The organism is Maridesulfovibrio sp. FT414 (assembly GCF_050916235.1).
Classification (GTDB): Bacteria; Desulfobacterota; Desulfovibrionia; order Desulfovibrionales; family Desulfovibrionaceae; genus Maridesulfovibrio.
In genome coordinates this window covers 3,262,104-3,281,720 of sequence record NZ_CP104854.1, presented here as the reverse complement: position 1 = coordinate 3,281,720, position 19,617 = coordinate 3,262,104, and the positions used below count along the sequence as shown (strand labels likewise).

Here is a 19,617-nt window from a genome sequence, read left to right as displayed (position 1 = left end):
TTCTGCTTGACGAACGGCAAACAGTAATTATTATCCTTTTTCGTCCCTCAGGGAACACATCGTTTCAAACCGATAGCCTGGCTCGTACCCGCAGCTAGGGAGGACTTTATTAAATGATTGGTATTTCTAAACTTTACTGTGGCGCGGTTGAATCTTCCGATGCCCTGCGCTACGGCCGTGAATCCGGGAAGCTGCCCTCTCACCTCTTGCAGTTTTCCAAAGATAAAAAACCTGTAGTTGTATGGAACATGACCAGACGCTGCAACCTGAAGTGTGTTCACTGTTATGCCAAGGCTGTCGATCCTGAAGGCAAAGACGAAATTTCCACAGCACAGGCCAAGGGAATCATCGACGATCTCGCAGCATTCGGCGCACCCGTAATGCTCTTTTCCGGAGGGGAACCCCTCGTCCGTCAGGATCTCGTTGAGCTGGCCAAGTACGCAACCAGCAAAGGAATGCGCGCCGTTATTTCCACCAACGGAACCCTGATCACCAAGGAAAAAGCCCGCGAGCTCAAAGACGTAGGCCTTTCCTACGTAGGTATCTCCCTCGACGGTACCGAAGAAACCCACGACAAGTTCCGCGGTATTCCCGGTTCCTACAAAAAAGCTCTTCAGGGTGTTGAAAACTGCAAGGCAGAAGGCCTGAAAGTAGGTCTGCGCTTCACCATCAACAAGCGCAACTGGACTGAAGTGCCCTCCATCTTTCAGGTACTGCGTGACATGGAAGTACCCAGAGCCTGTTTCTACCACCTCGTATATTCCGGCCGCGGCTCCGAACTCATCAAGGAAGACCTGAGCCACGAAGAGACCCGCAAGCTTCTCGACCTGATCATGGACGAGACCAAAGCCCTCTACGATGCAGGAATGCCCAAGGAAATCCTCACCGTGGACAACCACGCTGACGGACCCTACGTATACCAGCGCCTGCTCAAGGAAGATCCCGCACGCGCCAAGGAAGTTCTTGAACTGCTGCAGTTCAACGAAGGCAACAACTCCGGACGCGGTATCGGCTGCATTTCCTGGGACGGTCAGGTTCACGCCGACCAGTTCTGGCGCAACCACACCTTCGGCAACGTTCTTGAGCGTCCTTTCTCCGAAATCTGGATGGACGAAAAGATCGAACTGCTGCACAAGCTCAAAGACAAAAAGCAGTACGTCGGCGGCCGCTGCGCAACCTGCCGCTACCTCAACATCTGTGGCGGTAACTTCCGTGCCCGCGCCGAAGCCTACTACGATGACATCTGGGCTCAGGATCCGGCATGTTACCTCACCGACGAGGAAATCAAGAAAGACTAGGCCCGCTGTTTTTGAAAAGATATACAAAGCAGTCGTCCTGTCGACGATGAATATTCAAAATCCCGGCGGGCTTCTAAAAGCTCGCCGGGATTTTCGTTTTGCCTCTGGACTCCCCATCCCCTCTCCACCAAACGCGCTTTAATTACGCTTCACAGGGGTGGGATGGGAATGTCGAATCGATTTTGTAATGATGTAATTCCCCGCACAAATCATGCTGGGAAAGATAATTTTTAATAAACAGATCTGTAACGTCTTCAGCGGCGAAGCCCTATTAAAAGGTTTTGGGAGAGTCCAGAGAACCCTTTTGCAAAAGGGTTCTTTGGCCCCCGGAGGGGCCGCCGGCAGGCCCGCCGGAGGCAAGGAAGGTTGATATGGTATTTGACTTCCACAGGGGACGCAGACTGAGACGTACCCCGGTTATTCGTGATCTTGTTCGCGAAACAACTCTTTCCGCGAATGATCTTATGATGCCCTACTTCGTCTACGAAACAGACGATGAGAATTACAGGAAAGAGGTTTCCTCCATGCCCGGCAAGTTCCAGCTCAGCCTCAAGCAGCTGGAACTCAAGGTGGATGAAGCCGTTGCCAACGGCCTGAAGAGCCTGATCCTTTTCGGTATTCCTGCTGAAAAGGACCCCGCAGGAACTCAGGCCTATGCCGATGACGGCATTGTACAGCAGGCTGTACGCATGCTGAAAAAACGCTGGCCAGCCCTGCTGGTGGCAACCGACGTGTGCCTGTGTGAATTCACTTCCCACGGCCACTGCGGACTGGTCAAAGACGAGGAAATCCTCAACGACCCGACTCTGGACCTGCTGGCGAAAACCGCCCTCTCTCACGCAAAGGCAGGTGCGGACATGGTCGCGCCTTCTGATATGATGGACGGACGCGTTGCCGCCATCCGCGAAATACTGAATGAGAACGGCTACGAAAACCTGCCGATCATGTCTTATTCCGTAAAATATGCGTCATCCTACTACGGTCCTTTCCGCGAAGCAGCGGAAGGCGCCCCCCAGTTCGGCGACCGCAAGACCTACCAGATGGACCCCGCCAACGCCCGCGAAGGGCTGCGTGAAGCCGCAGCCGACGTGATCGAAGGCGCTGACATCCTCATGGTCAAGCCTGCCGGACCTTACATGGACATCATCCGCCAGACCCGCGACAACTTCGATTTGCCTGTTGCCGCCTATCAGGTCAGCGGCGAATACTCCATGATCAAGGCCGCGGCAATCAACGGCTGGATCGACGAAGAATCCGTTGTCTGGGAATCCCTCATCGGCCTCAAACGCGCCGGTGCGGACCTCATCCTGACCTACTTCACTGAAGACGTACTCAAACGCATGGGTAAGAAATAATATGAGCGATAAAAAAATGACACATCCGGGCGGACATCCCGGCGGCAAACCCGGCCATCCCGATGGACATCCGGGCGGACACCCGGGCGTACATCCCATTCCCCAGAAGAATGCCGACGGCTCACCGCCGCTGCGCCTCATTGCATGGGAGATCACCCGTTCCTGCAACCTAGCCTGCAAGCACTGCCGGGCCGAGGCACACCCCGAACCGTATCCAGGCGAGCTTTCCACTGAAGAGGCAAAGGCTCTCATCGATACTTTCCCGGAGACCGGCGACCCGATCATCATCTTCACCGGCGGAGAACCGCTGCTCAGACACGATGTTTTCGAGCTGGTTTCCTATGCCAATGACAAGGGTCTGCGCTGTGTAATGGCTCCCAACGGAACCCTGCTCACCGCAGAAAATTCAGTCAAACTCAAGGAAGTTGGCATCCAGCGCTGCTCCATCTCCATTGATGCGGCCGAAGCCCAATACCATGACGACTTCCGCGGAGAAATCGGCGCGTTTGACAAGGCAATGCGCGGCATCCAGTACCTCAAGGACGCCGGAATAGAATTCCAGATCAACACCACGGTTACCCGCAACAACCTGCACATGTTCAAGGATATCTTCCACCTTGCCAAGAAGCTCGGTGCATCCGCATGGCACATATTCCTGCTGGTACCCACAGGACGTGCTGCAGAACTCGGCGCGGAGGTAATTTCCGCCGAAGAGTACGAAGAGGTCCTCAACTGGTTCTACGATTTCCAGAAGACCACCGACATGCAGCTCAAGGCCACCTGTGCCCCTCATTACCACCGCATCCTTCGCCAGCGCGCCAAGGAAGAAGGCATTCCGGTGAACTTCGAGAACTTCGGTCTTGATGCGGTCAGCCGTGGCTGTCTTGGCGGCGTGGGCTTCTGCTTCATTTCCCATCGCGGGCAGGTGCAGCCCTGCGGCTATCTGGAACTGGACTGCGGCAACGTGCGCGAAATTCCCTTCCCGGAAATCTGGGCCAGATCTCCCCAGTTCCTGAACCTGCGCAATGCCGAAACCTACGATGGAAAATGCGGACACTGCGAATACGAAAAGGTCTGCGGCGGCTGTCGCGCCCGTGCCCAGACCATGGAAGGCAACTACCTCGGACCCGAACCGCTCTGTTCCTACGAGCCCAAGAAGCAGCCCAGAAAGGACAAGTAAATGGACGCAGTAGACAAACAGATTCTCGACATCATCCAGTCCGGATTTCCCATTGTATCCCGCCCTTACGACGAGATCGGGAATCAGGTGGGAATCTCCGGGGATGAGGCCCTTTCCCGGGTCAACGCCCTGCGCGAAGACGGTGTGATCCGTCGTCTCGGAGCCAACTTCGGTTCAAGGGAACTTGGCTGGCATTCCACCCTCTGTGCCGCAAAGGTGCCCGAGGATAAAATCGACCATTTCGTTGCAGTGGTGAACGGATACAACGGTGTGACCCACAACTACCTGCGCGAAAACGACTTCAACATCTGGTTTACTTTCATCGGACCGGACAGGGAAACCGTGAAGGCAACCCTTGAAGAGATGACCGAAAAAACCGGAATCCGCATACTTTACCTGCCCGCCACCAAATTATTCAAAATCAAGGTTGATTTTGCCATGACGGGCGACAAGGAGAAAAAATAATGGCTGCCAAGGAAACCATCATTTCACCGTCGCTTCTTTCCTGCGACTTCAGCCGCCTTGCCGACGAACTGAAGGCACTTGAAGAAGCCGGACTGAAATGGGCGCATCTTGATGTCATGGACGGTAAATTCGTTCCCAACATCACCTTCGGGCCTCCGGTCATCAAGTCCATGCGCAAGGAGTGCAACCTGTTCTTCGACTGCCATCTCATGATCGAGCAGCCCGAACGATACATCGATGAATTCTGCGATGCAGGAGCAGACCTGCTCTGCATACACGCTGAATCCACTGTGCACCTTGAGCGCGCCGTAGCCGCCATTGCCGAACGCGGAGTCAAGCCCGCCATCGCTCTCAACCCGGCCACCCCGCTGGAATCCATAAAATACCTGATTCCGCAGCTGTACATGGTCCTGATCATGTCCGTTAACCCCGGTTTCGGAGGTCAGAAGTACATCCCCTTCTGTACCCGGAAAGTCCGTGACCTGCGGGCCATGATCGACGAAATGGGTGCGGAGACCCTTATCCAGCTCGACGGCGGCGTGACCATGGAAAACTGTCGCGAACTGGTCGAGGCCGGTGCGGATGTACTTGTGTCCGGGTCCGCATTCTTCAACTACCCGCCCTACGCCCAGCGTCACAAGATGTTTATCGAGACCTGTGCAGGCAAGTAGATGACTTTTAGTACGCTATAAAAAGCAGTTAGGCTGTTTTAAAAATATCCGGGAGCTTTTCAGAGAAACAGCTCCGTAAGGGTATGCTTACATAAAAAACGCCCCGTAATATTTTGATATTACGGGGCGTATGTTTTTGTGTGCCGGTTTCAACCTGCCCTGGGCCGGGACCGGGAGGTCTCCCCGGCAGTACGGGATGACGGCACTGACGATTAAAACCTTAACAGGATGACTTGAAGCTGAACGGACTAGCTTGCCCGGCAGTTGTTCAACTTCCCGGTCAGTTTTTTAAGTTCAGATGCAAGCCCGGTGATATTTCTTATGACCTTGAAAGACTGGTCGACCCGTGCCGAGGTCTCGTTTGAAACCGAATTGATCTCCACCGCCGAGCAGTTGATCTGTTCACATGAACTGGATTGCTCTTCGGTAGTCGTGGCAATGGACCTGACCTGCCCGGCCGACTCGGAGACAATGGACACGATGTCCTTGAGGGAATTACCGGCTCCGCAGGCCTTTTCGAAGCAAAGGTCCACGGCCTGCTCAGTTTCGTTCATCAGTGAAAGACTGGCCTCGGTTCCGCTCTGGATTCCAGATATGGCCCTGCCGACTTCCTGCGTCGCATCCATGGTCTTCTCCGCCAGTTTGCGGACCTCATCGGCGACGACCGCAAAGCCGCGCCCGGCTTCACCGGCCCGAGCGGCTTCAATGGCTGCGTTAAGGGCCAGAAGGTTGGTCTGATCGGCAATGTCGGATATCACGTTCATGATCTGGCCGATGGCCTCAGCCTGATGGCTGTATTCCGACAACGCCTTTTTCAGAGACTGGGTGTGTGTTTTGACCTTGTCGGTCGATTCAACCACCTGCCCGACTATGGTAAATCCTTCCTCTGCCCTGCGGCTGGCCTCCACGGTTCCCGCTGAAGCCCGTGAAGCCTTTTCCGCAACCTGCACTATGGAGGCATTCATCTGCCGGACCGCAACGGCGGTTTCATCGGTCTTGATGCGCTGGCTGTTGGCCCCGGTCCTGATTTCCTCTGCTTCTGCTGCCAGATTGTGGGCAACGGTATGCAACTCTTCGGTTATCAGGTCCACCTGCCCGGAAATTGCGGACATGGTGTCAAATAAAGCGGCAACATGTTCCTTCTCCCGGTGGGCTTCCTCCATGGCGCGATTGGCCTTTACGGCTTGGACTTCGGCCTCGCGGCTGTTTTCTCTGGCCTCATCCATGCTTTTCTTGAGCTTCACTATCATCAACACCATCATCTCACGCAGGGACTCCAGCTCCCCGCTCAGCTGCAGTTTCTCACAGGCATCGTAACTGCCTTCACTGACCTGCTCGGCGCAGAGCTCAAGTGATTTAAGCGGCTCCAGAATGGACTTTATAATCAGGAAAATGACAAAGAGGAGCAACAGAATGGTTACGCCTTCAACCCCCAGCGAGATGTTGGAGATAAGATTCTTCCGCTCATGCAGCATGGCCGATGCCTCTCCGGCCAGATCCTCCAGCATCGGCTCCATACTGCGGGCGGATTCAATGAAAATCTGCTTGTTGCTGTCTATGCTTGCAGCAAGAGCGGCATACGACTGCAACAGGGTATGATAGTTTTCCAACCCGACAAGAAGGTCCGCGACCTGAGCCTCTGAAATGGAGGCATTCCTTATTGAATCCTTGAAGCCTGTTATTTCACGACTTAATGATTCAAGATGTGAGCTGTCCTGCCAGAGCAGGAAATTTTTCTCGTGCCTGCGCAGCCGCAGGATTCCTGCTTCTATGGCCGGGTCCATATGGGCAGCCTGCTTTTCAACCTCCCTTATGGCTTCACGCAACTGCCCCTGGATACCGCTGGACTTGTCCAGTCCCATGGATTTCAGATCTCTGGCTACTGTCATAAACGCGGTGTTGTACTTCTCCACTGCCTTCAGACCCTTTGCCGTGTACCCCCCCAGCGAAGAGTCCTTAAGCATGGCCAGCCTTTCCTTCATGACCTTCACCTGTTTTTCAACAAGGGCAATGTATTTGGTGTCATGCCTAATAATAAAATTTTTCTCGGCTCTGCGGGCCTGCAGCATTGCGACCTCTGTTTCTGCTGCATGCTCCTCCAGAACCGTAGCTTCCCTGACGAGCCGCTCCCCTATCAGCCCCACAGTAAAAATGATTATAAAACCGGCCGAGGCCAGCAGGCCAATGGCCCATAGTTTTGCCTTGATAGTCATTTAAATCTCCTGTTCGCAATTTGCGATTAAATACAAAGTCTTATAATTATACTTTATATTATTGTATAATTTGTACAGTTATACATGCAACCAAAAACAGGTTTAAAGAATTGAACTTTGACACAATGTACCGGTACATTTTGAATCAGCATACAGTTCGAAAACATAAATCATTAAACCACAAAAACTTCGTTCTTCCCTTTACAGCCCTCTCCTGTTAAATCAGGGGTATAACTGGCAATGATACGAATGATAAAACAACAGGATCAGGCTTGATTAAGTTCGCAGAATCGGGGGGAACCCTGAAAATATCCGGCCGCCTCGACGCCGAAGGTGCGGGTGAGGTCTGGAACAAGGCCCGCTCTGCCGTAGGGTCCGGGGCAAGGGAAGTGGACTGCTCCGGGATTGACTATCTCGACGGCGGCGGGGCTTCGCTTTTCATGATGCTGCAGGTGCTCTGCCGGGATAAAGGCGGAACTCTGCGCGTTACCGGACTGAAGCCTGAATTCGAACGCTTCCTGAACCTTTTCGACGTGGACAAAGCCGCACCTCCAGCCTCAGCATCCGGTGGATTATCAGGGATTCGGGGCTGGATAACCTCGGTAGGGCTGTCCGGACAGGCCGTTGCCGCAGACATGCGCGCCCAGATCGAATTTACCGGCAACTGCGTTCTGGCAGCCATGGACACGGCCACCCGGCGCAACAGCATCCGCTGGCCAGACTTCTGGCTTACCTGCGAAAAAGTGGGGGCCGACGGTCTTCCGATCATTCTGCTCATCGGTTTTTTGATGGGACTGATCATGTCCTTCCAGTCCGCAGTTTCCCTCATGCGCTTCGGCGCGGAAATATTTGTTCCCAATATGCTCGGACTGGTCATGTTCCGGGAGCTGGGACCGATGGTCACGGCGATCCTGCTTGCCGGAAGAACCGGTTCGGCCTTTGCCGCTGAAATCGGGACCATGAAGGTGAACGAGGAGTTGGATGCACTCAATACCATGGGGCTCAACCCGGTCAATTTTCTGGTGCTGCCGAGGGTGCTGGCCACGGTTTTCGTCACCCCGCTGCTGACACTGTTTTTCAACTTCATGTCTCTTGTGGGCGGCGCTCTGGTAATGCTCTCCATGGACTATCCGCTGGCTACCTACTGCGGTCGAGTTTTCCAGAACGTACACTGGGCGGATTTCAACGGGGGCATGCTCAAGGCGGTGGTTTTCAGCTTCCTTGTAGCCGGGATCGGCTGCCAGCGCGGACTGGTTACCAGATCCGGGGCCAGTGCAGTGGGCGACTCCACCACCAGCGCGGTGGTCAGCGGCATTATCCTTATCGCGGTATTTGACGGACTTTTCGCGGTGATATTCTTTCTGGCGGGTATCTGACGGTGCTTGGAAACAACGAAACAATTATTGACGTACGCAACCTTACCTGCGCCTACGGGGATTCTGTCATCATCGACAACATCTCCTTTGACGTGCGCAAGGGTGAAATATTCATCATCCTCGGCGGGTCGGGATGCGGAAAAAGTACCGTGCTGAAGCATATGATCGGACTTTACCCCCCGGCAGGCGGTGAAATCCTCATCGACGGGGACGACATAGGCTCCGCATGGGGCAACAAGAGGCTCGATATTCTGCGCCGCATCGGAGTCATGTACCAGATGGGCGCGCTGTTCGGCTCCATGACCCTGCTGGAGAACGTGCGGCTGCCGCTGGAGGAATTCACCTCCATGCCCCGCGAGGCCATGGACTACACCGCGCGCATGAAACTTTCCCTTGTCGGACTGGAAGCCTCTGCCGACAAAATGCCGTCCGAACTTTCCGGGGGCATGCTCAAACGCGGGGCCATTGCCCGGGCCATGGCCCTGGACCCGAAAATTCTGTTTCTCGACGAACCCTCCGCAGGGCTTGACCCCATCACCTCGGCGGAGCTTGATGAACTGATCCGCAACCTCTCCCGCTCGCTGGGTGTTACTTTTGTAATCGTCACCCACGAACTCCAGTCAATTTTTTCAGTAGCCGACCGAGTAATAATGCTCGACAGGAACACCAAAGGGATCATCGCCGAAGGCGACCCGCGCGTACTGCGCGATGAATCCGACCACCCGACCGTGCGCAGCTTTTTCCTGCGCAGCCTTGACCTGAATAAAGAAAAATCCCCGTCTGCCACAGACAGCACGGGGACGGAGTAAATATGAGCCGCAAAACCAACCCGTTCCGGCTGGGACTTTTCATAATTGTTGGCACCATGCTGCTGGTGTCGGTTCTGGCCATCCTCGGAGCCGGGAAACTTTTCGAGAATTCCATCAAAATGGAAACCTACCTGAATGAATCAGTCAACGGACTGGAAGTGGGGTCCCCCATCAAGTTCAGGGGGGTAAAGATCGGCTCGGTAAGTGAAATCGGTTTTGTCACCGACCACTACATGACCATGGATCAGACCGAACTGCGCTACGTTTATGTGCAGGGAGACCTGAACCACGAGATGTTCAAGACCAAGGAAGTTACGGACCTGATGCGCTATCTGGGTACAGAGGTGGACAGGGGGCTGCGCGCCCGCCCGGTCTCCCTGGGCCTTACCGGACAGTTGTTCCTTGAAATAGACTACGTGGACCCGGACAAAAACCAGCCGCTGAAGATCGCATGGAAACCCAAGTATCTTTATGTACCCTCAGCCCCCTCAATGCTCAGCAGGGTTGAAGGGGCCGTGGCGTCCATCAGCGAAACCCTTGAAGACATCAACAAGGCTTCCATCGCCGATGCCATTGAAGACGTCAGGGCCGTGGCCCAGAGCATGGAGCGGTTCCTGTCCAACTCCGATACCGGGGAAATCAGCAAAAGGCTGACCGGAACCCTGACCGAGGCGGAAAAATTCCTCTCCCGGCTCAACCGGCTGCTGGCAGCACCCGAGATCGACACTGTAATGCCAGATGTTGCCGTTGCAGCCCGCAACCTGCGTACAGTCATGGAAAACTCTTCGGGTGACATCATTGCCGCCATGAAGGATATCCGCACCGCCTCGGCCAGCGCCAAAAGAGCGGCCGGAGGGGTCGAGACCTACCTGACAAGCAACCAGACCAAGCAGACCCTGACCGACCTCTCAACGACCCTGAACAACATCAGCGAGGCTTCGGACAAGATCAAGGCCGCCGCGGTGCGCTTCGAGGGAACGCTTTCAAGAGTCAACATGACAGTTGCCGGGCAGCAGGGTAACATAGAGGCCATTCTGGACAACGTGCGCAGGCTGGTCGAAAACCTGCGGGAACTAAGCAACGAAGCAAGACAGTACCCGTCCGGCGTGCTCTTCGGAGAACCGCCTAAAAAGGGTCAGGTAAAATAGGATGCCTCCGGCGGCTTAAGCCCTTTCTGGAAAAGGGTTTAAGAGTCCCAAAAACTTTCAACGTGCTTCGCTACGGGAATTGACCACGCGTCATAAGATGAGAGAACAAATTTACCTGCACAAGCAGCTGTTTTTTAATTTATAAAACGGCATGTTCTGATTGAATTGGTGAACTACTCAGACTAGCCAACCAAGTTTGATCACAGGCTATAAGCGGTTTCAATCCGCATAATGGAGAAATAAATGCGACGCTTTACCCTTACAAAGTCATGTCTATACGGTTCGGCAGGACTGCTTTTTACCCTCTGTCTGCTGATTTTCGCCGGCGGCTGCGTCAAACTCGACCGTCCCTCCCTTGATCGCAAGTATTTCACCATTGACGTGAAACGGGACGACAGCCCCGCAAGTCAGGCCAAATCAGCCAAGACCCTGATCATCCGGCGGGTGAAGATTTCCCCGCGCTACGAGGACCGGGATCTTGTCTACAAAATCGGTCCCAACGCGTATGAAGCTGATTACTACAACTCGTTCTTCATCCCCCCGGCAGCCCTCATGACTCAGGAACTGCGGCTGTGGATGTCTGATTCAGGGCTTTTTGCCAATGTCCTCGGCCCGGAAAGCATGGTGACCGGAGAACTGCTGCTCGAAGGAATCGTAAACTCCATCTACGGAGACTATTCACAGCCGCAACCCAAAGCCGTGCTCAACATGCAGTTCTTCCTGCTGGACAACAACAAAGCGGCCATCCCCATCATCTATTCCCGCAACTTCAGCCGTGAAATACCCATGAAAGGCAACTCTGCAGACGAGCTGATAGATGCGATGAATCAGGGAATAAAAGAAATCTTCGAGGAGCTGGAAAAAGATCTCGCAGGTCTGGTGGGATAACTTTTTAGGACCCGCGGCCCTTTGGCCGCCGGAGGCATCCCGCTTCAAAAAGAAAACCCCCGGCAGAGCTTAACGGAGTCTGCCGGGGGTTTATGTTCAGATTTCAGTAAGCTGTCTATGCTACCCAGTCGTCATCTTCGGAGATGGGTGCAAAACCGCGACGCATGGTGTTTTCGCAAACCAGACGCGGGTCCATGAACTGCAGCAGGTAATCGGGGCCGCCTGACTTGGAGCCGACACCGGACATCTTGAATCCGCCGAAAGAGTGCCTTTCAACAAGAGCACCTACGCTGGGCTTGTTGAGGTAAAGGTTACCGACACGGAATTCACGGGTGGCAAGATCAAGGTGTTTGGGGCTTCTGGAATAAACAGCACCGGTAAGCGCGAACTTGGTGGAGTTGGCAATATCGATGGCTTCGTCGAAATCCTTGGCCCGCATGACGGCAACAACAGGACCGAAGACCTCTTCCTGAGCAATGCGGTGCCCCTTGTTGATGCCTTCCACGATCAGCATGGGGGCGTAGCAGCCTTTGGCCTGCAGTTCAGGAGACACTTCACGCTTCACCAGCACCTTGCCTTCGGATTCGGCAATTCTGCAGTATTCGAGAACGTTCTTCTGTGCCCCCTTGTCCACGACCGGTCCCATATAGTTAGCAGGATCTTCAGCAGGTCCGAGCTTAACGGACTCGGCAGCCTCCTTGAGGCGGTGCACGAAACGGTCATAAATGGCATCAAGTACGATCACGCGGGAACAGGCGGAACATTTCTGACCCTGGAAGCCGAAGGAGGCATAAAGCACGCCAAGCACGGCTTCGTCGAGATCGGCATCGTCGTCAATGATGATTGCGTTCTTGCCGCCCATTTCGGCGATGACCTTTTTGCACTGTTCCTGACCGGGATGAACCTTGGCGGCACGTTCCTGAATACGCAGACCGACCTCCATGGAACCGGTGAATGCGATGACTGCGATGTCCGGATGATCAACAAGGTGGTCGCCCATGACAGAACCGCGTCCGGGAATGTAGTTGAATACGCCTTCAGGCAGTCCGGCTGCCTTGAACATTTCAACCAGACCGTAGCCGACTGCGGAGGAAATTCCGGCAGGCTTGTACACAACCGGGCATCCGGCAACAATGGCAGCGGAGACCATGCCCACACTGATTGCCAGCGGGAAGTTCCACGGAGCGATTACTGCGGCCACCCCCTTGCCCTGATAGAAATACTGGGAGTATTCACCGGGGGCATTACCCATGCGTCTGGGATCGCCGAGCCGGATCATCTCGCGGGCATAGTATTCAAGGAAGTCGATGGCTTCGGCAAGGTCTGCCTGAGCCTGATCCCACTGCTTGCCTACTTCCAGCACCTGAAGAGCGGACATGTCGTAGATGTTGTCCTTAAGGTACTGTGCAGCCTTGAGCAGATAACCTGCACGTTCACGTGGAGAAACATTGCGCCAGTCGATGTAGGCTTTCTTTGCAACAGCAACGGCCTTGTCAACTTCGGCAGTTCCGGCCTGACAGACGGAGCCGATGATCTCTGAGGTATCCGCAGGATTGTAGGTGTCCAGAGTATCGCCGGTCACAACTTCCTGACCGCCGATGTAAAGCGGATACCGCTTTCCCATGTCCTTGCGTATTTTTGCAATGGAAGCCGGGAAGGCAGCTCGCTGTTCCGGAAGAGTAAAGTCCGCGGGAGGGAAGTTGTTGAACGGCGGCAGTTCGCCTTCGGGGATCTTCCTGCCGGTTTTGCGCGGCTTTGCGGCGAGTTCACGCTCAAGGGTCTTTTCCGGATTTTCAAGCAGAATGTTCACATCCGCTTCATCGGCAAAAGTCTGCTTGAGGAAGGACTCGTTGGCGGTGTTTTCCAGCAAGCGGCGTACAAGGTAGGCCATGCCGGGAATCAGGTCGCCGTAGGGGCAGTAAAGACGGACACGCTTGGCGACATTCTTCAGGCCCTTGCGTACGGGTTCGGCCATTCCGTAAAGTACCTGGAACTCGTACTTTTCATCGGGAACATTCAGAGACTTGGCCATTTCCATTACTGCCGAGATGGTGCGGATGTTGTGGGATGCGCAGGCGAAATGGCATATATCGTGATTTTCGAGAATCATCTTGGCTGTGCGCTCATAGGCCATGTCCGATTCGGGCTTGCGGGTCCAGACCGGAACTTCCCAGTCGTTCTGCTTGGCCATAACGGTCTCGTAATCCCAGTAGGCACCCTTTACCAGACGGATGGAGATCGGCAGGTTCTCCTCTCTGGCCCACTCGATCAGTCCGGCAACATCCTTTTCTACACTCTTGAGGTAGGCCTGGAAAACGATTCCGATATGAGGGTAGTCGGAATACTTTTTACGCAGACGTTTGTACATCTCAACGGTGGGCTCCTTATATTTGAGAGCTTCCATATCAATGCACATGAAGCCGCCCATACCCATCACTTTCTTGTAGACGGGCTCAATGTTGGCAATCATCCCTTCCACTGTTCCCTCTATGTCCACAGGCTTGGACTGGGAGTAGAATGCGGAGGGCTTTACAGCGACATTGATTTTGGGAGCGTGTCCCCAGTCAAGTTCTCCTCCGGTGTCGAGACCGTCCCATTTCTTGTATTCCTTTTCAATGGCGTCGAGAACTTCAAGATAACCGTCACGGTAGGCATCGGCTTCTTCGGAGGAAACAGTGGCTTCGCCCAGCAGGTCGAGAACAAAGGCGAACCCGTCCTTACGCAGCTTGCGGATACCCTTGACCGCTTCCTTGGCTTCCTGACCGATGATGAACTGGCGGGCCATACCTTCAATGTTGGCCCGGATGGTCTTGTTGAGCACCTTGGCCACAAGGCCGCCGCCGAAACCGGTCTTGGTTGCGCCCCATTTGAGCACGTCGGGGATGTTGCTGTCGTCAGCAGCGAAGTATTCTTCGATGTGTCTGGAAAGTGATTCAGAGGTATTCAGATAGGGCAGAACGTCCACAAACCGGAACATCTGGACCTTGAAATCCTCATTCTTCATTGCCCAGTCCATGACCTTACCGGTCCACCAGCCCTTATTGAAAACCGAAGGTGCCTCGCCGGAAATGGAACCGAAAAACTGCTTTCCTCGCTCGATAATCTGGCTGTCGAGGGTGGAGATTTCTACATTCATACCTGATTCTCCTTGATTTTTAATTGTTCTTCAAAACGAATTCTGCAGACCGATCAAAAACCATCCCTCCAGCCGGATTACCATAAACCGTGCCCCGGCTGCTATGCCGGGCCGGTCCACGGGGGTTGTCACAGTCTGCTGTTAATCAAAATCTTCATCATCCAGAGGAATCGCACGCGATTCCTTGATGGTGTTCAGAACAATGGTGGAGTTGGTGTCGCGGACGGTTTCAATACGCCCGATCTGACCGAGCATGATGGCCAGTCCGTCGGTATCCTCACAACGCACTTTGATCAGGTAGCTGTCCCGGCCGGCGCAGTAATGCACTTCCAGAACACCGGGAACCTTTGCCAGTTCGTTGCCGGTTGAGGTTGCTCCTACCCCTTCGTTCACGTTGACAAAGATGAAGGCGGTAAGGGACCGTCCCACGGACTTGGGATCGACAATGGCTTCATAGCCGACCAGCACACCCTTGCGCTCAAGCTTGCGTACCCGTTCCAGCACTGCAGAAGGAGCCATTCCTACCTTGCGGGCGATATCAGCGTTGGAGACCCTGCCACTATTCTGAAGTATTGTCAGAATTCTACGATCTGTTTCGTCAATCTTTCTCTTATTCATCTCTTTCCAAGAATAAAATTCAATTTAAAAGGTTTTGTCAAGTGAAAAGGACTGTACACGGATATACTATCCATCAAAAGTTAGGCAAAACAGCCAGGTAAGTGAATTTTTTTCTCCAGCACTCCTCTATTAACAGAATTTTCGACTAATGAACACAAAATTATTCATTAGAACCGGGACACACCTGATTGGAGAATCAACCAAAAATGTAACACCGGAAACAAAATACAAACAATTTTGTATAAAACAACTGAAACGAGAAACACTGTTGGAATTACAACAGTGAAACCGGTCAACAAAAAGCCGGAAAATATCGTGCTGAAGGCGGAAGCGCAGATTACTGCATTGCAAAATGCCGGATAGTGATTTAGAAGTCAGGCAACACTTGACGAATTTAGTTCGCATATTATGTGATTTAGCAGAATAAGGCAAGCGCAGAGAACAATATTCGGAACGCGCAATCAGAACCGCACTTTTATCTGCATATACCAAACACTTTCGCGCTGCATCGGGCAAATCGTCAATTTACCCCCTGCCCGCTTTACATACACCAAAGAAGATTATTCACGGAAAAGCCTCGAAAAGGCCCGAACCGAGGAGTGTTTCATGAAAGGTAAGTCACGCTGTTATTTTGAGAACGGATTCCTGTGTGCCGAAAGCGTGCTGCTTGAAGGAGCGGAAGCACTGAACATTAATAATCCGGCCATACCGGGTATGGCAACTGTGTTCTGTTCAGGCACATCCCGCACCTGCGGAACCTGCGGTGCATATCAGGGAGCACTGCTGCTCATAAGCCTGCTGCACGGCAGAAGCAACGCTGATCAGGACCTCGATTTCTGCTATGACCTTGCCCAGCAGATGACCGACTGGTTCACAAACAGATTCGGTTCCGTGAACTGCTATAAAATAACCGGCTGCAATTTCCTTGAAGATGAAGGACGCATAAAATTCAGGGAAGGTGGAATAAAGGAAAACGTCTGTTACCCGCTGGTGGAGGAAACAGCCGAATTTGTTATCAACCTGTTGAAGGAGAATTCTTAATTCATATGTCACCCAAAGGACTGCTCTATCTCAAACTTCTCGGTTCCGTTTTTTTCTGGGGCGGAACATGGATCGCCGGACGGGTCCTTGCCGGACATCTTACACCGTATTCGGCGGCCTTCCTGCGCTTCTTTTTCGCCACGATCTTCATGTTCTTTCTGGTCTGCCGTACCACAGGACGCATGCCGCGCTGCGAAAAAAGGGACATCCTGCCACTGGCCTTTCTCGGCCTGACCGGGGTATTCCTCTATAACATATTATTCTTCAGCGGCCTCAAGACGCTCACCGCCGGACGAGCCGCCCTGATCATTGCCGCAACCCCGACCTTCATAGCTCTGGGATCGGCGGTATTCTTCAAGGACCGCTTCACCCCGGCCAAAGGGCTCGGCCTGCTGCTGGCGCTTACCGGGGTGTCCACCATCATCGGGCACGGCAACCCTCTGTCTATCCTGACCGAAGGAGCAAGCTTCGGGGACCTCTGCATCATCGGCTGCGTTTTCAGCTGGGCTGCTTATTCTCTGGGAGGAAAGCCGGTCATGGCCCGGGTCAGCCCCATTGAATCCGTGTACTGGGCCTGCCTTTTCGGTGCCATTATGCTGCTGCCCACCGCACTCTACAACGGGTTGATAACTGAACTGGCTGTAGTAACTGCCACCGACATGGTCTGCATCCTCTTCCTTGCCTTCCTTGGAACCGGCCTTGCCTTCAGCTGGTACTGCGAGGCCATCCGCGAAATCGGTCCGGCCAAGACCGGGATATTCATCAACCTTGTTCCGGTTGCCGCCATCATCATGGGCGCATTCATGCTAGGAGAGCAGGTCGACATGTTCCTTGTGGTCGGAGGAATCCTGACCATCTCGGGAGTCTGGATAACAAACCGCAGCAGATAATCCGCGCTTGTGCTATACTGAAAAAAAGTTAAATATGCCCCCGAGCGAATTCTCCCGGGGGCTTATTTTTGGTTCCGCACTGAACGCCCAGCCGCAATAGCCACCCGCCGCCGACAAGGTTGATCGGCTCGCTGTCTGGAAACGTAATCGGTTACCGGACGAATCCGCTTCCCGACAGAACGTCTGAAACGTTTCTCCAAAACAACTCAGTACGACTGACGGTTTAAACAGGTATGAGTCTCGCCCCGATTATGATATTCGGGAAAGAGACTTAGAAAGCATCACCAAAATTCCAACAAGCCACTGAGACAGGGCCTTTCATGGCTTTGAATTTCAGGGGTGGGAGGCAAAGATCCCTTTATGGACCGGACCTTTTCCCAAACACCGGAGGCAAAGATATGCATGACGTAGAAGATCTTTATAACAATGATGAATATTCCGGCCCGAGCCGGTCTCAGAAAAAAAGGGACATGACCGCCCTGCAGAACCTGGCCGAGAAGCTGATGAAGCTCAGTCCCGAGCTGGTAAAGAAATGCGGGCTGCCCCAATATTTCATAGAAGAGGTGCTGGACGCCATGTCCATGACCTCACACGAGGCAAAACGCCGCCAGACGCAGTACATCGGCAGGCTGATGCGCGACATTGATCCGCAGCCGCTCATTGATTTCATTGAGGACATCGAGGTCGGCAACCGCGAGGGCAACAAGAAATTCCACAAGCTTGAAAAATGGCGTGACGCCCTTGTTGAAGGCGACATGTCCGTTCTTGACGAGCTGGTGGAACTCTATCCCGGCGCAGATCGGCAGCGGCTGGCCCAGCTTGCCCGCAATGCCAAGAAGGAGAAGGATGGAGGCAAGCCTCCCAAATCCTTCCGGGCCCTTTTCAAGGCCTTGAGAGAAATATCTGAGGGGAAGTGACTTGACTGTCACGAATGGAACCTTAATTTACTGTTGTGAAATTATTCACAGCACATGATTCAAGAACACATCAAGGAGAATTACCGTGACTTATACTTACAAAGGCGTCGAACTGGAAGAAAGAACCTGCCCGCATTGCGGAGAAGCTCTTTCCCCCTGGCTGGCACCGCCCGAATCCGGCTGGGGAATCATTGTTGTGTGCAATAACAACAAATGCCCTCATTACGTAGGCTCCGATCAGGACATCATCAACAAGCGCGACGATTCCAACCTCGGTTGCCGTTACGCAGAAAATCCCGACACCGGATACCGTTCGTTCAACCTCCTTGCATGGTGCAGATAATCCCCAAGGGATAGTTTGACCCAAAAGCCCGGAAGCACACAGCTCTCCGGGCTTTTTCTTATTTTAATCCCCATTCTTTTTCATGATCCGCAAATAACATCCCGTTGACAAAGCAAATCACAACTCCTATTCAATCGGGACGCGACTGAGCTGTCTCCAGTCAAGGCTTCTCCAGCCCGACCCTGCAGCAACAGCAGACACTGCCCCGGCATGAAAACCCGCATCATCCAGCACAATTCCCATTACCCAAGAGAGTGCTTTTCCTTTAACCGGGCACGGGTGTGCCTGAACCCGGAAACCCGGATCACGTGAGAATCGGTTATGTCCTTTTTCCAGTCGAAATATGTTGCTGTTGTGGCCCTTCTCGTAGCGGTCATACTCTGGTCCAGTTCATTCATCGCCCTGAAGATCGCCATGGCTGTCTATGACCCCACGGTTGTAATCTTCGGCAGGATGATTCTTGCCTCACTGTGCTTTATCTTCTTCATTCCGAATTTCCGGAAACAACCCATCCGCAAGGGCGATTTCAAGTGGCTGGCCGTCATGGCCTTCTGCGAACCATGCATGTATTTCGTCTTCGAGAGCCATGCCCTTACCCACACATCAGCCGCACAGGCCGGGATGATCTGCGCTACGCTGCCGTTGCTCATGGCTGTTTCAGCAAGGTTCGTTCTTAATGAAAAGCTGAGCCGCAAAACATGGATCGGATTCATGCTGGCGGTCGTCGGAGGAGTATGGCTCTCGCTCTGCTCCGAATCAACTGAAAGCGCTCCGGACCCTATGCTCGGCAACTTTCTGGAATTTCTGGCCATGTGCTGCGCCGTCGGCTACATGACCATCCTCAAGAAAATGACCGCATTTTACTCGGCCATGTTCCTGACCGCGTTTCAGGCTTTCATGGGTGCGGTATTCTACCTTCCGCTGCTGGCCCTGCCGTCAACAACCATGCCCACGGTCTTCGACCCGCTGGCAGTGGGGACAATCGTTTATCTGGGGGTTTGCATCACGCTTGGAGCCTACGGTCTTTACAACTACGGAATGAGCAAACTGCCCGCCAACCAGACCACTGCATACGTCAACCTGATCCCGGTATTCACCCTCATACTGGGCTGGCTGATTCTCGACGAGACATTCACTTCCATGCAGTTTGTTGCCGCAGGACTGGTCATGGGCGGAGTCATAATTTCGCAGGACAGAAAAAGCGCGTAGAAATTTCGAAGCTCCCAAAAAAGAATCCCCCGGAACGTCCGTTCCGGGGGATTTGTTTTT

The 19,617-nt window shown here is 53.5% G+C and carries 17 protein-coding genes; 14 read left to right on the top strand and 3 right to left on the bottom strand.

Features of this window, described 5'->3' with window-relative positions:
* The first annotated feature begins 113 nt into the window (after positions 1-113).
* The 5 genes from ahbC (at position 114) to rpe (ending at position 4,969) form a co-directional block, all read left to right on the top strand.
* The gene (gene ahbC / locus N7E73_RS14600) at positions 114-1,298 is read left to right on the top strand and encodes a 12,18-didecarboxysiroheme deacetylase (protein ID WP_432735631.1); all 1,185 of its coding nucleotides are present in this window, start codon (positions 114-116) and stop codon (positions 1,296-1,298) included.
* 371 nt (positions 1,299-1,669) lie between these two features.
* Positions 1,670-2,653, top strand: a complete 984-nt coding sequence (gene hemB / locus N7E73_RS14595) for a porphobilinogen synthase (RefSeq protein ID WP_432735630.1) — start codon at positions 1,670-1,672, stop codon at positions 2,651-2,653.
* Between the two features lies 1 nt (position 2,654).
* A complete protein-coding gene (ahbD, locus tag N7E73_RS14590; RefSeq protein WP_432735629.1) occupies positions 2,655-3,833 on the top strand; it encodes a heme b synthase in 1,179 nt (392 codons plus the stop codon).
* Positions 3,834-4,298: a siroheme decarboxylase subunit alpha gene (gene ahbA / locus N7E73_RS14585; RefSeq protein ID WP_432735628.1), complete on the top strand. Its 465-nt coding sequence runs from the start codon at positions 3,834-3,836 to the stop codon at positions 4,296-4,298.
* A complete protein-coding gene (gene rpe, locus N7E73_RS14580) occupies positions 4,298-4,969 on the top strand; it encodes a ribulose-phosphate 3-epimerase (RefSeq protein WP_432735627.1) in 672 nt (223 codons plus the stop codon). The genes ahbA and rpe overlap by 1 nt, the downstream gene beginning before the upstream one ends.
* Positions 4,970-5,217: 248 nt before the next feature.
* Here rpe and N7E73_RS14575 read toward each other — a convergent pair whose 3' ends face one another.
* On the bottom strand, positions 5,218-7,182 hold the full coding sequence (locus N7E73_RS14575) for a methyl-accepting chemotaxis protein (protein ID WP_432735626.1): 1,965 nt from the start codon (positions 7,180-7,182) through the stop codon (positions 5,218-5,220).
* Positions 7,183-7,454: 272 nt separating this feature from the next.
* Between N7E73_RS14575 and N7E73_RS14570 the strand changes: the two genes are divergently transcribed.
* From N7E73_RS14570 to N7E73_RS14555, 4 genes are all read left to right on the top strand, one after another.
* Positions 7,455-8,558 (top strand): ABC transporter permease, encoded by a 1,104-nt coding sequence (locus N7E73_RS14570; RefSeq protein WP_432735625.1) that lies wholly within the window; start codon positions 7,455-7,457, stop codon positions 8,556-8,558.
* 2 nt (positions 8,559-8,560) lie between these two features.
* Complete coding sequence (locus tag N7E73_RS14565) at positions 8,561-9,367, top strand: ABC transporter ATP-binding protein (RefSeq protein WP_432735624.1); 807 nt, start codon at positions 8,561-8,563, stop codon at positions 9,365-9,367.
* A 2-nt stretch (positions 9,368-9,369) separates the two neighbouring features.
* A complete protein-coding gene (locus N7E73_RS14560; protein WP_432735623.1) occupies positions 9,370-10,515 on the top strand; it encodes an MlaD family protein in 1,146 nt (381 codons plus the stop codon).
* Between the two features lie 243 nt (positions 10,516-10,758).
* On the top strand, positions 10,759-11,403 hold the full coding sequence (locus N7E73_RS14555; protein ID WP_432735622.1) for an ABC-type transport auxiliary lipoprotein family protein: 645 nt from the start codon (positions 10,759-10,761) through the stop codon (positions 11,401-11,403).
* Positions 11,404-11,518: 115 nt separating this feature from the next.
* On the opposite strand, the gene N7E73_RS14550 is transcribed toward N7E73_RS14555, so the two are convergent.
* Both N7E73_RS14550 and N7E73_RS14545 read right to left on the bottom strand, forming a co-directional pair.
* Positions 11,519-14,539 (bottom strand): proline dehydrogenase family protein, encoded by a 3,021-nt coding sequence (locus N7E73_RS14550; RefSeq protein WP_432735621.1) that lies wholly within the window; start codon positions 14,537-14,539, stop codon positions 11,519-11,521.
* Between the two features lie 141 nt (positions 14,540-14,680).
* Positions 14,681-15,157 (bottom strand): Lrp/AsnC family transcriptional regulator, encoded by a 477-nt coding sequence (locus N7E73_RS14545; RefSeq protein WP_432735620.1) that lies wholly within the window; start codon positions 15,155-15,157, stop codon positions 14,681-14,683.
* Between the two features lie 606 nt (positions 15,158-15,763).
* Here N7E73_RS14545 and N7E73_RS14540 point away from each other — a divergent pair.
* The 5 genes from N7E73_RS14540 (at position 15,764) to N7E73_RS14520 (ending at position 19,557) form a co-directional block, all read left to right on the top strand.
* Positions 15,764-16,198 carry a C-GCAxxG-C-C family protein gene (locus N7E73_RS14540; protein ID WP_432735619.1) on the top strand — a complete coding sequence of 145 codons (435 nt, stop codon included), beginning with the start codon at positions 15,764-15,766 and terminating at the stop codon, positions 16,196-16,198.
* A gap of 5 nt (positions 16,199-16,203) precedes the next feature.
* Entirely contained in the window at positions 16,204-17,088 is an 885-nt protein-coding gene (locus tag N7E73_RS14535) for a DMT family transporter (RefSeq protein ID WP_432735618.1), read from the top strand.
* A gap of 398 nt (positions 17,089-17,486) precedes the next feature.
* Positions 17,487-18,005, top strand: a complete 519-nt coding sequence (gene yjgA, locus N7E73_RS14530; protein WP_432735617.1) for a ribosome biogenesis factor YjgA — start codon at positions 17,487-17,489, stop codon at positions 18,003-18,005.
* 85 nt (positions 18,006-18,090) lie between these two features.
* Positions 18,091-18,348 (top strand): hypothetical protein, encoded by a 258-nt coding sequence (locus N7E73_RS14525; RefSeq protein WP_432735616.1) that lies wholly within the window; start codon positions 18,091-18,093, stop codon positions 18,346-18,348.
* A 321-nt stretch (positions 18,349-18,669) separates the two neighbouring features.
* Positions 18,670-19,557 (top strand): DMT family transporter, encoded by an 888-nt coding sequence (locus N7E73_RS14520; RefSeq protein ID WP_432735615.1) that lies wholly within the window; start codon positions 18,670-18,672, stop codon positions 19,555-19,557.
* The last annotated feature ends 60 nt before the right edge of the window (positions 19,558-19,617 follow it).